The organism is Trinickia terrae, from assembly GCF_005144415.1.
In the GTDB taxonomy this organism is placed as follows: Bacteria; Pseudomonadota; Gammaproteobacteria; order Burkholderiales; family Burkholderiaceae; genus Trinickia_A; species Trinickia_A terrae.
This window is the reverse complement of the sequence record NZ_SWJE01000001.1, coordinates 665,561-677,897: the sequence shown is the minus strand read 5'-3', so window position 1 is coordinate 677,897 and position 12,337 is coordinate 665,561. Positions and strand designations below refer to the sequence as shown.

The following is a 12,337-nucleotide window of genomic DNA, read 5'->3' as shown; positions in this document are numbered from 1 at the left end:
AGCAGGTCTCATCACGCCAGCAGGCTGGTACAGTCCAAGCATGAAACCCTCTTGTGCATCTCTGCGTAGTCCTTCTCCCGATGGCTATGTCCGTGTTCGGGAAGACGTGCTCGCAGACTTGCAATTGATCCACGTTGACTCCGGCGTCGACGAATCATTGCTCTGGGACCTGCGCGCTAGCGACGTCGATGCGGTGCGCGCAGGCTACACGGAATGGCAGAGATTGCGGCGCCCTGGAGCGGCGCACATCTCGGTGGGATGGGACTGGTATCTCGACCGCGCGTCCGGCGTGCTTCTCGTTGCCTGGAACGATGTCAGAAGCAACATCATGTGCGTTAACCAGCGCGGCCTCGACATCGGCATGACGGGCACAGCCAATGCGCTGATCCGGAGACTCGCGCAACTGAACTGGCGGAACACGGTCGCCAATGCGACGCTCATGCAGCATGGCTATCTGTCCACGCACGGCCCCAGCATCCAGTAACGCCGTCTCCCCGCTTCTCTACACTCGCCCCGCCCCGCCCAACATCCCATCTCAAAAAATTCCCCAGATCTATTTATAAGCAAACTCCGGGCTCATTTCAATCGCATTATGAATTGATGCTCGCCATCTCAATTACGTCGTCTTCGAACGCAAAACCGCCGTCATCACACGCAAACGCCTGTCAACGTTGACAGTTTCATGTCTTCAGGGTGCGCGATTTAATGGGCTCATTAAAAAGCACCCGAGAGGAATCTATGCAAACGTCAATTCATGGCGACGGGCGTATGCCCGCGCACCTCGACACGGCTCTCGCGCATTATCGCCATCGAATTTTCGTGCAACAGCTCGGCTGGGACTTGCCGGGCGCCGACGAGCATCTCGAGCGCGATCAATACGACCGGGACGATACCGTTTACGTGGTGGCTCACGATGAATCCGGATCGATCTGCGGCTGCGCACGGTTGCTGCCTACCAATCGCCCTTATTTGCTGCAGGAATTCCCCTTCCTTCTTGCTGATGGCATGCCTGCGCCCAACTCGAGCGACGTTTGGGAGGTATCACGCTTGGCGGCGAGTCCAGACGCATCCGACCCCGCTGACACCGACGCCGCCTGTGCCATGCGCCCGATGATGGCGGCGGTGGTGGAATGCGCGGCAAAGCGCGGTGCGCGACAGTTGATAGCCGTGACATTTCTTAGCATGGAGCGGCTCCTTCGCCGGATCGGCTTGCACGTGCACCGCGCCGGGCCGGCGCAACGGATCGATGGCAGGATGGTGGTCGCGCTCCTGATGGATATCGATGCTCAAACGCTCGGCGCGTTGAATCTCGATCCGTCGCTTTGCACGGTTGCGCCGGCGCTGGCGGCTTGACCGGTACGACGCTCCCGATTAGTCAAACGATATTGCCTGTATGACGCCGACTGTTCCGTCGCCGCCGTCTTCCTCGATGCCCGAAACCCTGCTCGATCCAGCCCCACTCGGCGCCGGGTATCGGCTCGATATGCGGCGGAGTCCGGCAAGGCCTGTGCACAAAAACGGCGGCATTGCCATGCTGACGGAGCGCCACGATATCGACGCCACACGGAAGAATTGCCGTTCCGGCGCCGGAATCGTGCCAGCGGCGCTTCAAGCGCGGGCCCGGCACTGGGGCATCGATGTGCCTGCGCGTGTTTGGCTTGACGTCGCTCGCGTGCTGGCACCGGAGGAGGACAGCCAATCCGGCCACCACGGCGCATGGGAAGCCAGCGCGTGCTCGCTTGCGGCACTGGCAGCACTGCGCGCCTGCGCCCGCACCGCCGTGCAAAACCGGCTGACGCTGATTCACTCTCACGGGCGCTCGACCGTCGACCTCATCGAAGAAATCGCAATACCGCTATGGCCTCACGTGATGGCCCAATGGAGTGGCTTGGCGGAGCAGCAAAGCCGCAGGCTTCAGCATCTAAGCCGCACGCTCCGGGCCGCCGCCCTAATGCCAGACAAGCTATCGGCTGCGGGCGTTCGTAGCGCCGTCGACGCCTTCGACGAACTGCACCGGATCTTCGCAAGCGCCTACCGCCAGCCGCGCAACGTCGCTGGTATGCCGAGTTTGTTCGCGTCGCTCCAACTCGCCTGGAAGCCGACGCTCGGATCGATCGAAAGTGAAGCTGTCATTGCGGGCATGCGGCTCCTTCGCGCCGGTGGCGAGACTGCGCCCGCCCTAATTGGTCATCTCACCAATCTGCTTCTCGAACAGCGCGAACTCGCGATCGAATTGAACGCGCAGCCCGACGCGATTCGCTCTTTTGTCGCCAGGGCGTCGCGACACGTAGCGACTCCGCAAATCATGCCCCCGCTCGCTCAAGTGCAAGCGGAGGCGGTGCTCGAGGTATTGTTGCCGAACTTTGACTGTACCGCTCGCGCTGCGCGCCGGATGCGCCCAGAATCGAATGCTTCCGAGCATCTCGTGCTGCGTCTCCGCATGTGAACATTCAGGCTGCGCATTCCATCCCCGCACAGTCGCGGATCACCGATACCTCAGCGCCGCAGCGACTGCCGCATGTACGGCGTCGGCGCGAAACCCACGCCAGAAAGCGGTTTGAACAACACCCTGCCCACAGCCTATTCGTTCTCTTCGAAATAGTAATGCCCGAATTTGACCTGTTTCGTGCGAATGTAGCGCTCGTTTTCCTCGCGCACCGGGATGGCAAGCGCCACACGCTCGCAGACCGGAATGCCGTGCTTCGACAAGGTATCGAATTTCTTCGGGTTGTTGCTCATCAGTCGCACCGACGTCACCTTGAGGATGCGCAGGATCGCGGCCGCCGAGTCGTACTCGCGCGCGTCGTCGGGCAAGCCGAGCTCGAGATTGGCCTCGACGGTATCGAGCCCCTGCTCCTGCAGCGCATAGGCGCGGATCTTGTTCGACAGGCCGATGCCGCGCCCTTCGTGCCCGCGCAAATACAGCAGCACGCCGCGACCTTCTGCGGCGATGTAGCGCAGCGCCAGGTCGAGTTGCTCACCGCAATCGCAGCGATACGAACCCAGCACGTCGCCGGTCAGGCATTCCGAGTGCAAGCGCGCCAGCACCGGTTGCTGATCGCCCACCTCGCCCATCACGAGCGCCAGATGCTCGGCATCGCCGCCGGTAACGCGAAAAGCGTACGAGGCGAAGACGCCGTAACGGGTCGGAAGAGTCGCCGTCGCGGCGAGCGTGACGCATTCTTCGGTAGCGGCGCCGTCGGCAGGCGACGGAGTGTAAGGCGTGGACATGGCGATAAGCAGTGGCGCGAAGTCAGGATTTCAAGGGGTACCGGCAACCGGTACGCGGAACCGAAGTTTACCGCTAATCCTAATATCGGTTTGGACACGCTCTTTTGCGCTCTCGCCAACATGCCCGGGTCTGCCCGGGCACGAGACGGCGCCCGCAACGCCTATACTGGAACGAAAGCCTGCTTGACCGTGCCCCTTCACACCCAAATGGAGCCACCTTCATGCCAAGCGTTGCGCAAATCCTCAAGTCCAAGCCTAACCAGGCCGTCGTGACGATCACCGCCGACAAGTCGGTATTCGACGCGATCAAGCTGATGTCCGAGCGGCAGATCGGTGCGCTCATCGTCACGCAAGGCGACGATATCGTCGGCATCGTCACCGAGCGCGACTACGCGCGCAAGGTCGTGCTGATGGACCGCTCGTCGAAGACGACGCCCGTGCGCGACATCATGACCACGTCGGTGCGCTATGTGCGCCTGAGCGAGACCGCGCAAGACTGCATGGCTTTGATGACCGAGCACCGGATGCGGCACCTGCCGGTCATCGACGACGGCAAGCTCGTGGGCATGGTGTCGATCGGCGACCTCGTGAAAGACATCATCTCGGAGCAGCAGTTCACGATCCAGCAGCTCGAGCACTACATCACAGGGGCGCATACCTGAGCGCGGCGCCGCACGCGCCACGCTTGTCGACAGCCGTACATCAACGGCCGAAGTAGACCGACATCGGACCGTTCGCGTTTGCCGACGGGCCGCCCGACTGCACAGCGCCGGTCACTTGCGGCCCGTAGCCGCTCGTGTCGGCTTTGGCCGATTGCCGACTTTGTGCGTGGACGCGCTGCTCGGCCGCCTGGATGTCGGCCGAATAGATAAGATTGTCGGATGCGGGGTTGTAGCCAGCCTTTTCCAATTGCACGAGTTCCGCACGCATTTGCGCGCGGGTCACGGGCTCCGCGGATTGAGCAAACGAAGCCACCGGCGCGGCAAGGACAGTGGCGAGCACGGCAGCATAGACGATCGATCTCATGGTGATTACCTCCAAATCTTGGTTAAGTCGCTGTCGGCGTGATGTCTTAAGCGATTAACTTCAGTCTAGGCAGTGCTTGCTCGGGTAAAAATACCTATCTCGGATATGCACTTTTGCAATCTCAGAAAGAATGGATCTCCCAAACGGCACACCCCTCGAGATATACGACATGTTTCGCATTAATACTCGCTCTCTGGAAAAATCTAGCCAGAAACAGATTCTCCCGGGACTCGCAAAACCGAACGACAATCCATGCAAACCTCAAAGATTGTTTGGTGCGAATGTCTAATCAGGCCGTTTTTTGTGCCGCCTCGGCTGCGATATTGCGTCGCGACGAATCGCATGCCATTGCAATTCAATCCGCGCTACCCTACTCACGCCGGTGCTAACGGCTTTGCTCTCGAGTGAGATGAAATCAAACGGATGCATATCTTTCGGCAGCTCATCAAACATCGACACTCGAGTTTGATGGTCGAGGATAAGCAGTTAAAGATGCATTTGTCTGGTATGATTTCTCCGCTGGGGCAATTGGATTTACAACTAGAGCCCATCCAGCGCAAGCGAATCAGACGGTTCGCCACGCATGGCCTTTCTGACCTCCGAGGGTGTAATGCCACGACAATTCATGGAACCGATGTCTCCGCTTTGGCAAGCAAAAGACGAGAAATCGTGGTTCCAAGCGCTTTCTGCATTGGGGGAGCAATACGGCTTCGATCGCACGCTATTTGCAGTGCTACCCCGTCCCGGGATGCGACACGTCGAAGCCTATCTGCGGTTCAACTACCCGGCCGAATGGTGGCAGACGTACGTTGCGGAGGAATTCGTCAGGGTCGACCCCACTGTCTTGCACAGTTGGACGCACACGCGACCGCTCGTCTGGTCTTCGTCGTTATTCGTCGAGGAGCGGCAACAGCGGTTATACGAAGAAGCCCGGTACCATGGTTTGCGAACCGGCGTCACGTTGCCAATTCATGGGCCCAAGCAAGAGTCGGGAATGTTGTGCTTCGTCTCAAGCGACGCCCCAAGCAGCGATATATCGACTCGCATAGAGCATGATTTGCCGATGCTAGCGCTATTGCGCGACGTCGCGTTCGACATCAGCCAGCGGTTTCTGAGCAATCACACGGAATCGCTCATTCCGAAACTGACGCCGCGCGAATGCGAATGCCTGAAGTGGACGGCGCAAGGAAAATCGACCTGGGAAATCGCAAAGATCTTCAATTGCTCCGAAGCTACGGTCAATTTCCACATGACCAACATTCGCACCAAGTTCGGCGTCAGTTCAAGATGTGCGGCAGCGGTCAAGGCGACCCGAATGGGCTTGATAGATCCTGACTGATCACCTTCGGCCAGCGCGCCTGAGGACGCACTTGAGAAACATAAGAAATGTCGTCCTCCGAAATGATTTTTTCAAAATAAAGCCGAAGCAGAATCATGACCGGCTTCGGAATGCTCGCGCCGAGCTCGAATCGGCTGCCGCGTGATTGCGTCACGCCAAAGCGTGACCAGAAGCGCTTCTGGCTTTCCTTAACTTTCTTGCGATAAGCCTGGATAAAGTTGCTATCAATCTCAAGGTGGGCCGGCGGACGCGGCTCTTGAGGTTCGACGGAGTAAAGGTTGACGCTCGACATGATTGCCTCCTCGTTGACATCTTACGTTCCGCATCATCTCAAGCCTCGCCGTACTTTGTACCTATCTTGCTAGACAGTTACGCGCTCCACTCGAAATGCATAGTTTCACATGCTCGTCACATTGCATCCCGATAAGCGCCGAAGCTCGGTCGGTTCAGGCCGGTGCCTCAAAATCTTCGATGCCACCTCGAACCCCTCCCCGCGCAAGCCTTGGAGACATCTTAAAAACGTGATATACCGTTTAGATTATTTCAACTTGCGAAGGAGCCCGACCATGCTGACCAAGAAGGCCACCACAGGCGCCGCCGAACAACGCGCATCGTCCGCAACCGGCACGTCCGCAACCGGCACGTCCCCTGCCGGCAAGTCGAAAGCAAAGACCAAGGCCGCCGCCAAGCCGGCTGTGAAAGCCGAGGAAAAGCCCATCAAGGCGGCCGAGGCGCAAGCGGCCACCGTCCCGGCAGGCAACGGCGCCCAGGCGGCCGGCGCAAAAAAGAAAAAGACCGAGAAGCGCGAAAAAGTGATTCGCGACAGCTTCACGATGCCCAAGCACGATTTCGAGAAGATCGCCGAGCTCAAGGCCACGTGCCTGAAGAACGGTGTCGTCGTGAAAAAGAGCGAATTACTGCGCGCCGGGCTGGCGGCCCTTGCCGCGCTGCCCGAAAAGAAATTGCTGGCGGTGGTCGCGTCGATCGAAACCGTCAAGACTGGCCGCCCGGCGACACATTGAGCCCCTCATTGCGCCCAATCGGCTCGAGCAGCCGTTTCGGCCCGCTCACGAAACGGCTGCCGGGCACATAAAAGCGCAGTGGTTCATGCATCTCACGCGTGAGACCGATGCGCTTGGTCGACGCCACGCGGGCAATATCCGGTTCAAGCCGCTCGGGATTGAGCCGTCCGATCCACAGCGCATTCCCGCCGCATAGGTCGGCGCAGTCCCATTCGGGGCCGATCGCCATGGCGGCGCACAGGCGGCCCGGCCCGCGAGCGAGATCGACGAGCTTCGCGCCCGGGCGACGCGCCCGCATCAGATCGATCCCGTCGAGTGGCTCGATGGCGCGAAAGAGCACCGCGGCGCCGACGCCCTCCTCCTCGCTCGACATATTGATCGTGTATGACGCCCCGTAGACCAGACGCACGTACGCATGGCCCCGCACGCGAAACAGCGCGCCGTTGTAGGACCTGAGACCCCGATACGCGTAGCTCGTGGAATCGCCAACCGGATAGGCCTCGGTCTCGACGATGCGCCCGCTAACGCGCCCTTGCCGCGTATCGTGCACCAGGCATTTACCGACCATCCAGCGCGCGAGCTCGACTGTATCGACGGGCAGTTCGTCGCGTGAGAGCGGCGTGATTGAAAACGATTGCAGGTTCGCGATCAACTCATTGCTCCAGCGCGATGGCGTAAACGCCAACCGCTGAGGGCCGTTTCGACAGAGGGTGTGAACTGTTGCGCGGCGATGGCGTCCGAATCGACTGGCTGCGCTTGCGTTCGCCTCCTCCATGAAGAGTCAGCAAAACTTTTCTCCTGAAAGGAAAACGTTTGGCATATTACTTCATGTAAAAATTGACGCTTTTCATACCTCCATGCGGTTCGTCGCCTGGCGACGCGTCCAGCCTGCCGCCCTGTCGTCAATAAAAGGAAAGGAAATCTCCGATGCCCCGATCACCGAACGACCTCCCTCGCTGGACCCTCTGGGTGCCCGTTGTGGCCTGGATCGTACTGGCCGCGTCACCCATCTCCGGCGACGGGACATGGTTCGTCGCGCTGGTCGCGCTGTCGCTCGCGGGCGCGGTGTTTTCCGCCGTCCACCACGCGGAAGTGGTCGCGCACCGGGTCGGAGAACCACTCGGCACGCTGGTGCTCGCCGTGGCGGTGACCATCATCGAAGTCGCGCTGATTGTCTCGGTGATGCTCTCGGCCGGCCCCGAGAAGTCCGCGCTGGCGCGCGACACGGTCTACGCCGCCGTCATGATCGTCTGCAACGGGATCGTGGGGATCTGCCTGCTGGTGGGCGGGTGGCGCCACGGCGAACAGAATTTCCGGGTGCGCGGCGCGAATGCGGCGCTGTCGGTGCTCGCGGCATTGTCGGTCTTGACGCTCGTGATGCCCAATTACCTCAGCGCAGCGCCCGGGCCGGTGTTGTCGACTTCGCAGCTTGCGTTCGCAGGCGTGTCGTCGCTGGTTCTCTATTGCGTCTTCGTCTTCATCCAGACGATTCGCCATCGCGATTACTTCCTGGCCGATACGCAAGCCGGCGACGAGTCGGTGCACGCCGCGCCGCCGAGCCCGCGCACCGCGATCGTCAGCCTCGTGTTCCTGCTCGTCGGCCTCGTTGCCGTGGTGCTGCTCGCGAAGCTGCTATCGCCGGCGGTCGAACGCGCCGTGCGGGCGGTGGGTGCGCCCGAGGCCGTGGTCGGCATCGTGATCGCCGCGCTCGTGCTGCTGCCGGAAGGCGTCGCGTCGGTGAGCGCGGCGCGTGCGAACCGTCTGCAGACCAGCCTGAATCTGGCGCTCGGTTCCGCACTGGCGAGTATCGGCCTGACGATTCCGACCGTCGCGGTAGTGTTCATTTCGACCGGGCAACCGCTCACGCTCGGCATCGGCGGGATGGAGACGGTGCTGCTCGCGCTCACCCTGCTGGTCGGCACGCTCACGCTGGCCACAGGCCGCACGACCATTCTTCAAGGGGCCGTGCATCTCTCGCTGTTCGCCGCGTACCTGTTCTTGTCGATTACGCACTGACGGAACTTCGATGCCGCCAGATCGAGGCGGCAGCGTCTTGCATGAAGGCGCGCCGCTCGGCGCGCCTCATGTGATCAACGGTTAACCGGCAAATCGGCGTCGTTCTGCCTTTGCAATTGCTGAACCTGCCGCTGCAAGTCACGCAGTCTCGCCTGCGCCTCGCTCTTCTCGGCCTGCAGCTCGGCAGCTTCGCCGCGCGCCTGGCGCTGCTGCTCCGAAACCTGCGCTTGTTGGGCACGCGCGATGGCGAGATCGGCCTGCAAGCGCTTGGCCTGATCGTTCTGCAACGCGATGATGCGATCGAGGAAGACGTTTTGCGCTTGCAATTCGGTGCGGCGAATTTCGATTTCCGACAGTTGTGCCGTCTTCTGCGCGAACGACGCGTAGATCGCTTCCGCCCGCCCGCGATCCTGCGACTGAATCACGCGCCAAAAATGCTTGTCCTGGAACAGCGCGACGTAATACGTCATTTCCTGCGCATGGAAAAACAGGCTCGCGCCGTAGGTCCCGTTATAGGTGGTGCGCAGTTCGTTCAGTTCACCGTTGCGGATCAGCTTCATCAACTGGGCAACGTTGCCTTGGGCATTGTTGTCGCCCTCGGGCGCAACTTGCTGCGCCGCCGGACCCGCCTTGCCGTCGAACGTGCCGAGCGCCGGCCGATCGCCCGCGACAGGCGCGGATTCTCCCTGGCCCCCCTGCGCCCACGCCGTCCCCGCAAGCATCAGCCCACAGGCGATCGCGACCAGCTCCGCGCTTCGAATCTTCAAAGACTGCTTCATACCCCTGTGCTCCATGCGGTTTCCTCGTCGGCCGAATTATCTCTCGGAGTTGCCGATTTTCATCTCGTATTGGTCCGTTTGGGACCATGCCGGGAGGCATGATACGCGACCGCAGCCGCGTTGCGCTTCTGGCCACGTAGCAGGCGTTTGCATCCGGCAACGGTAGGCCGCTCTGTCTTGAGCGGAAAAGCCTGTCATTCATCGACAAGGATGCTTTGCGGCATTTCGCCATTGTTTTTTAAATCCCGAGCGCGGAAATCCAATAAGCGCCGCAGACCCGCTCAATCGTCCCGGTGTTGCGCGATCCATTCGCTGAAGCGCATGACCTTTTGCTGGTGTGCGACACAGTCGGGATACACGAAGTAGTAACGCAAGCCCGTCTCGACAACCGCCTCGAACGGCATCGCGAGCCGCTTGGCCGCAACGTCTTCGCCTACCAGCGTCCAGTCGCTGATCGCCACGCCGAAGCCCTGCATCGCCGCGTTCGTCGCCATGTCGAGCGTTTCGAAGCTTGGGCCCAGGTTCGGGTTCACGTTGCTCGCGCCAACGTGATCGAGCCACAGCTTCCAGTCGCGATGATCGCGGGTCGGGTGCAGCAGCGTGTGCTGCGCCAAGTCGGCCGCATCGGCGAGCGGCTTGTCGTTCAGCAGCTCCGGCGCACAGACCGGCGTAAGGCGCTCGTCGAAGAGCGGGATCGCGTGAACGTCGACGCCCGGCGACGAGCCGTAGATGATCGCCACGTCGAAGGGCTCCACCTGGAAGTCGACGTCGTGCTGCGAAGTGGTCGTGATCTGCAATTGAAGATCGGGGTGCTCGGCCTGGAACCGCATGATCTTCGGCAGCATCCAGCGCATCACGCAGGTCGGCACCTTCAGCGCGAGATCGGTGCGCTGGCGGGTGAGGCGCAGCGAGATCTCCTCGATGCGCGCGAAACTCTCCTTCACTGCGGGCAACAGCAATTCGCCCTCGGCCGTCAGAGTGAGCCCTTTCGCGTGGCGCGTGAACAGCGGGAACTGGTAATAGTCCTCGAGCGCGAGGATCTGCCGGCTCACCGCCCCTTGTGTCAGGCACAGATGCTCGGCCGCGCGCGTGAAGCTGCGATGGCGGGCAACGGTTTCGAAGATCTGAAGCGCGTTGAGCGGCGGAAGTTTACGCATGGCGACGGATAGGCTTCGGCATTGGAAAAACTCATGGCTTCTGCGCGTCGACCGGATAGGGGAAACGGCATGCAGTACGGAGAATAAGGTATACAAAACTCCGTGTGATATCCCGGCGTACGCGTTTCCATGAAAAATCGTCATGGGAAATCGGCAGCCCCGAGCCCCGCTGGCTGTTTGCTGAAACACGGTGTTTTTGCCGATCACGCACATCTGGCCGATGCGTGCGCAATTTAATTTCAGTTGTTCCAAGATTTTGGCGCCCCTACAGTCGCCATTTGCTTTTTCAGAAACCACACCATGTCCGCATTCCAAGCCGCCACCCGGCCGGCGGCACGCGCGCCCGCCAAGAGGCCGCGATGAGCTATACGTTCGATTTCAGCGACTTCGGCGTATACACCGGGATGCTCGCTCGCGGCGGCGTCGTGACGCTCGGGCTGACCGCCGTCTCCACGGTGCTCGGCGGCATCGTCGGCGTGGCGGGGGCCGGCGTCGCCACCTCCGGGCCACGCTGGGCGCGTGCGCTCATCTCGGCGTACGTCGAGGCCATCCGCAACACGCCGTTTCTCGTCCAGCTCTTTTTCGTGTTCTTCGGCTTGCCGAGCCTCGGCGTGCAGATCAACGAAATCGAAGCCGCCGTGCTCGCGATGACGGTCAACCTCGGCGCCTATGCGATCGAGATCGTGCGCGCCGGCATCGACTCGATCCCGCGCGGCCAGATCCAGGCCGCCATGGCGCTCGGCCTGCACCGGCAACAGGTGTATCGGCACATCGTGCTGCCACAGGCGCTCGCGAACGTCTTTCCGGCGCTGCTAAGCCAGGTGCTGATCGTGATGCTCGGCTCGGCCGTCGTGTCGCAGATCTCGGTCCCCGACCTGACCTATGCCGCCAACTTCGTGCAATCGCGCAACTTCCGCGCGTTCGAGAGCTATGTCGTGATCACCGTCGCCTATCTGGTGCTGTCGATCGTGTTGCGACGGGTGCTCGGCCTGCTCGGCGCGCGGCTGTTCGCAGGGCGTGCGCCGCGCGGCCAGCCCCCGGCGCGCTCGCGCGGTGCGTGGCCGTTTCTGCGTGCGCGCCGGGCGCTGTCGACGGAGCAATCGTCATGATCGAATTCACGCTATGGGACATTGCCCGCAACCTGCTGCTCGCCTGCCGCTGGACGGTGCTGCTCTCGCTGATCGCGTTTGTCTGCGGCGGCGGCGTCGGGCTTGCCCTGCTCGCGCTGCGCGTGGCGCCCGCCGGCTGGCTGCGGCGCGCGATCGCGCTTTATGTCGAGCTGTTCCAGGGAACGCCGCTCCTGATGCAACTCTTCCTGGCGTTCTTCGGGCTGCCGCTCGTGGGCATAGAGGTTTCACCCTTGACCGCCGCGACCGTCACGCTGACGCTCTATACGAGCGCGTATCTCGTCGACATCTGGCGCGGCTGCGTCGAAGCGGTGCCGCGCGGGCAATGGGGCGCGGCGGCCAGCCTCGGCATGACCTGGACGCAACAGCTGCGTTATGTCGTCTGGCCGCAAGCGTGGAAGATTGCCGTGCCGCCGACGGTCGGCTTTCTGGTGCAGGTCGTGAAGAGCACGGCACTGACGTCGATCATCGGCTTCACCGAGCTGACCAAGACCGGCACGATGATTACCAACGCGGCGTTCCGGCCGTTTCCGATCTACGGCATGGTCGCGCTGCTGTACTTCGCAATGTGTTTTCCACTGACGTGGTATGCGCGCGTGCTTGAGCGAAAGTTTCGGGTTCGCGGGCGCTGAGGGAGAAA

Annotated in this window: 15 protein-coding genes; 9 read left to right on the top strand and 6 right to left on the bottom strand. The window is 61.5% G+C overall.

Translation table 11 applies throughout. The features are described 5' to 3' along the window. Positions 1-40: 40 nt before the first annotated feature. The 3 genes from FAZ69_RS03100 (at position 41) to FAZ69_RS03090 (ending at position 2,446) form a co-directional block, all read left to right on the top strand. Complete coding sequence (locus FAZ69_RS03100; protein ID WP_136892450.1) at positions 41-484, top strand: DUF4902 domain-containing protein; 444 nt, start codon at positions 41-43, stop codon at positions 482-484. A gap of 254 nt (positions 485-738) precedes the next feature. After that, on the top strand, positions 739-1,353 hold the full coding sequence (locus tag FAZ69_RS03095; protein WP_136892449.1) for an acyl-homoserine-lactone synthase: 615 nt from the start codon (positions 739-741) through the stop codon (positions 1,351-1,353). A gap of 40 nt (positions 1,354-1,393) precedes the next feature. Then, entirely contained in the window at positions 1,394-2,446 is a 1,053-nt protein-coding gene (locus FAZ69_RS03090) for a cytochrome P450 family protein (protein ID WP_136892448.1), read from the top strand. A gap of 134 nt (positions 2,447-2,580) precedes the next feature. Here FAZ69_RS03090 and ribA read toward each other — a convergent pair whose 3' ends face one another. Continuing rightward, the gene (gene ribA / locus FAZ69_RS03085; RefSeq protein ID WP_439654739.1) at positions 2,581-3,231 is read right to left on the bottom strand and encodes a GTP cyclohydrolase II; all 651 of its coding nucleotides are present in this window, start codon (positions 3,229-3,231) and stop codon (positions 2,581-2,583) included. A 221-nt stretch (positions 3,232-3,452) separates the two neighbouring features. On the opposite strand from ribA, the gene FAZ69_RS03080 reads away from it, so the two are divergent. Continuing rightward, positions 3,453-3,893: a CBS domain-containing protein gene (locus FAZ69_RS03080; protein ID WP_136892446.1), complete on the top strand. Its 441-nt coding sequence runs from the start codon at positions 3,453-3,455 to the stop codon at positions 3,891-3,893. A 40-nt stretch (positions 3,894-3,933) separates the two neighbouring features. Here the strand turns inward: FAZ69_RS03080 and FAZ69_RS03075 are convergent, their stop codons facing one another. Further along, positions 3,934-4,257, bottom strand: coding sequence for a DUF4148 domain-containing protein (locus FAZ69_RS03075; RefSeq protein WP_136892445.1), 324 nt, complete (start codon positions 4,255-4,257; stop codon positions 3,934-3,936). A 634-nt stretch (positions 4,258-4,891) separates the two neighbouring features. Here FAZ69_RS03075 and FAZ69_RS03070 point away from each other — a divergent pair. Continuing rightward, the gene (locus FAZ69_RS03070) at positions 4,892-5,596 is read left to right on the top strand and encodes a helix-turn-helix transcriptional regulator (protein WP_136892516.1); all 705 of its coding nucleotides are present in this window, start codon (positions 4,892-4,894) and stop codon (positions 5,594-5,596) included. On the opposite strand, the gene FAZ69_RS33735 is transcribed toward FAZ69_RS03070, so the two are convergent. Then, entirely contained in the window at positions 5,559-5,888 is a 330-nt protein-coding gene (locus FAZ69_RS33735) for a helix-turn-helix domain-containing protein (RefSeq protein ID WP_240702078.1), read from the bottom strand. The two genes, FAZ69_RS03070 and FAZ69_RS33735, sit on opposite strands and share 38 nt — an antisense overlap. Before the next feature lie 274 nt (positions 5,889-6,162). Here FAZ69_RS33735 and FAZ69_RS03060 point away from each other — a divergent pair, with 274 nt between their 5' ends. Then, positions 6,163-6,618, top strand: coding sequence for a hypothetical protein (locus FAZ69_RS03060; RefSeq protein ID WP_136892444.1), 456 nt, complete (start codon positions 6,163-6,165; stop codon positions 6,616-6,618). Here FAZ69_RS03060 and FAZ69_RS03055 read toward each other — a convergent pair. Next, positions 6,590-7,270, bottom strand: a complete 681-nt coding sequence (locus FAZ69_RS03055; RefSeq protein WP_240702077.1) for a DNA-3-methyladenine glycosylase — start codon at positions 7,268-7,270, stop codon at positions 6,590-6,592. The two genes, FAZ69_RS03060 and FAZ69_RS03055, sit on opposite strands and share 29 nt — an antisense overlap. Before the next feature lie 275 nt (positions 7,271-7,545). On the opposite strand from FAZ69_RS03055, the gene FAZ69_RS03050 reads away from it, so the two are divergent. Continuing rightward, complete coding sequence (locus tag FAZ69_RS03050) at positions 7,546-8,634, top strand: calcium:cation antiporter (RefSeq protein ID WP_136892442.1); 1,089 nt, start codon at positions 7,546-7,548, stop codon at positions 8,632-8,634. A gap of 74 nt (positions 8,635-8,708) precedes the next feature. On the opposite strand, the gene FAZ69_RS03045 is transcribed toward FAZ69_RS03050, so the two are convergent. Next, a complete protein-coding gene (locus FAZ69_RS03045; protein ID WP_136892441.1) occupies positions 8,709-9,413 on the bottom strand; it encodes a DUF2968 domain-containing protein in 705 nt (234 codons plus the stop codon). Positions 9,414-9,694: 281 nt separating this feature from the next. After that, complete coding sequence (locus FAZ69_RS03040) at positions 9,695-10,570, bottom strand: LysR substrate-binding domain-containing protein (protein ID WP_136892440.1); 876 nt, start codon at positions 10,568-10,570, stop codon at positions 9,695-9,697. A gap of 359 nt (positions 10,571-10,929) precedes the next feature. On the opposite strand from FAZ69_RS03040, the gene FAZ69_RS03035 reads away from it, so the two are divergent. Both FAZ69_RS03035 and FAZ69_RS03030 read left to right on the top strand, forming a co-directional pair. After that, positions 10,930-11,679 carry an amino acid ABC transporter permease gene (locus tag FAZ69_RS03035; protein ID WP_136892439.1) on the top strand — a complete coding sequence of 250 codons (750 nt, stop codon included), beginning with the start codon at positions 10,930-10,932 and terminating at the stop codon, positions 11,677-11,679. Then, a complete protein-coding gene (locus FAZ69_RS03030; protein WP_136892438.1) occupies positions 11,676-12,329 on the top strand; it encodes an amino acid ABC transporter permease in 654 nt (217 codons plus the stop codon). Before FAZ69_RS03035 ends, FAZ69_RS03030 begins: the two co-directional genes overlap by 4 nt. The last annotated feature ends 8 nt before the right edge of the window (positions 12,330-12,337 follow it).

What these genes read in the sequence shown, in the direction of transcription:
- FAZ69_RS03075 (WP_136892445.1), bottom strand. Translation starts at nt 4,257, where the DNA reads ATGAGATCGATCGTCTATGCTGCCGTGCTCGCCACTGTCCTTGCCGCG.
- FAZ69_RS03030 (WP_136892438.1), top strand. Translation starts at nt 11,676, where the DNA reads ATGATCGAATTCACGCTATGGGACATTGCCCGCAACCTGCTGCTCGCC.
- ribA (WP_439654739.1), bottom strand. Translation starts at nt 3,231, where the DNA reads ATGTCCACGCCTTACACTCCGTCGCCTGCCGACGGCGCCGCTACCGAA.
- FAZ69_RS33735 (WP_240702078.1), bottom strand. Translation starts at nt 5,888, where the DNA reads ATGTCGAGCGTCAACCTTTACTCCGTCGAACCTCAAGAGCCGCGTCCG.
- FAZ69_RS03095 (WP_136892449.1), top strand. Translation starts at nt 739, where the DNA reads ATGCAAACGTCAATTCATGGCGACGGGCGTATGCCCGCGCACCTCGAC.
- FAZ69_RS03060 (WP_136892444.1), top strand. Translation starts at nt 6,163, where the DNA reads ATGCTGACCAAGAAGGCCACCACAGGCGCCGCCGAACAACGCGCATCG.
- FAZ69_RS03100 (WP_136892450.1), top strand. Translation starts at nt 41, where the DNA reads ATGAAACCCTCTTGTGCATCTCTGCGTAGTCCTTCTCCCGATGGCTAT.
- FAZ69_RS03080 (WP_136892446.1), top strand. Translation starts at nt 3,453, where the DNA reads ATGCCAAGCGTTGCGCAAATCCTCAAGTCCAAGCCTAACCAGGCCGTC.
- FAZ69_RS03035 (WP_136892439.1), top strand. Translation starts at nt 10,930, where the DNA reads ATGAGCTATACGTTCGATTTCAGCGACTTCGGCGTATACACCGGGATG.
- FAZ69_RS03070 (WP_136892516.1), top strand. Translation starts at nt 4,892, where the DNA reads ATGTCTCCGCTTTGGCAAGCAAAAGACGAGAAATCGTGGTTCCAAGCG.
- FAZ69_RS03050 (WP_136892442.1), top strand. Translation starts at nt 7,546, where the DNA reads ATGCCCCGATCACCGAACGACCTCCCTCGCTGGACCCTCTGGGTGCCC.
- FAZ69_RS03040 (WP_136892440.1), bottom strand. Translation starts at nt 10,570, where the DNA reads ATGCGTAAACTTCCGCCGCTCAACGCGCTTCAGATCTTCGAAACCGTT.
- FAZ69_RS03090 (WP_136892448.1), top strand. Translation starts at nt 1,394, where the DNA reads ATGACGCCGACTGTTCCGTCGCCGCCGTCTTCCTCGATGCCCGAAACC.
- FAZ69_RS03045 (WP_136892441.1), bottom strand. Translation starts at nt 9,413, where the DNA reads ATGAAGCAGTCTTTGAAGATTCGAAGCGCGGAGCTGGTCGCGATCGCC.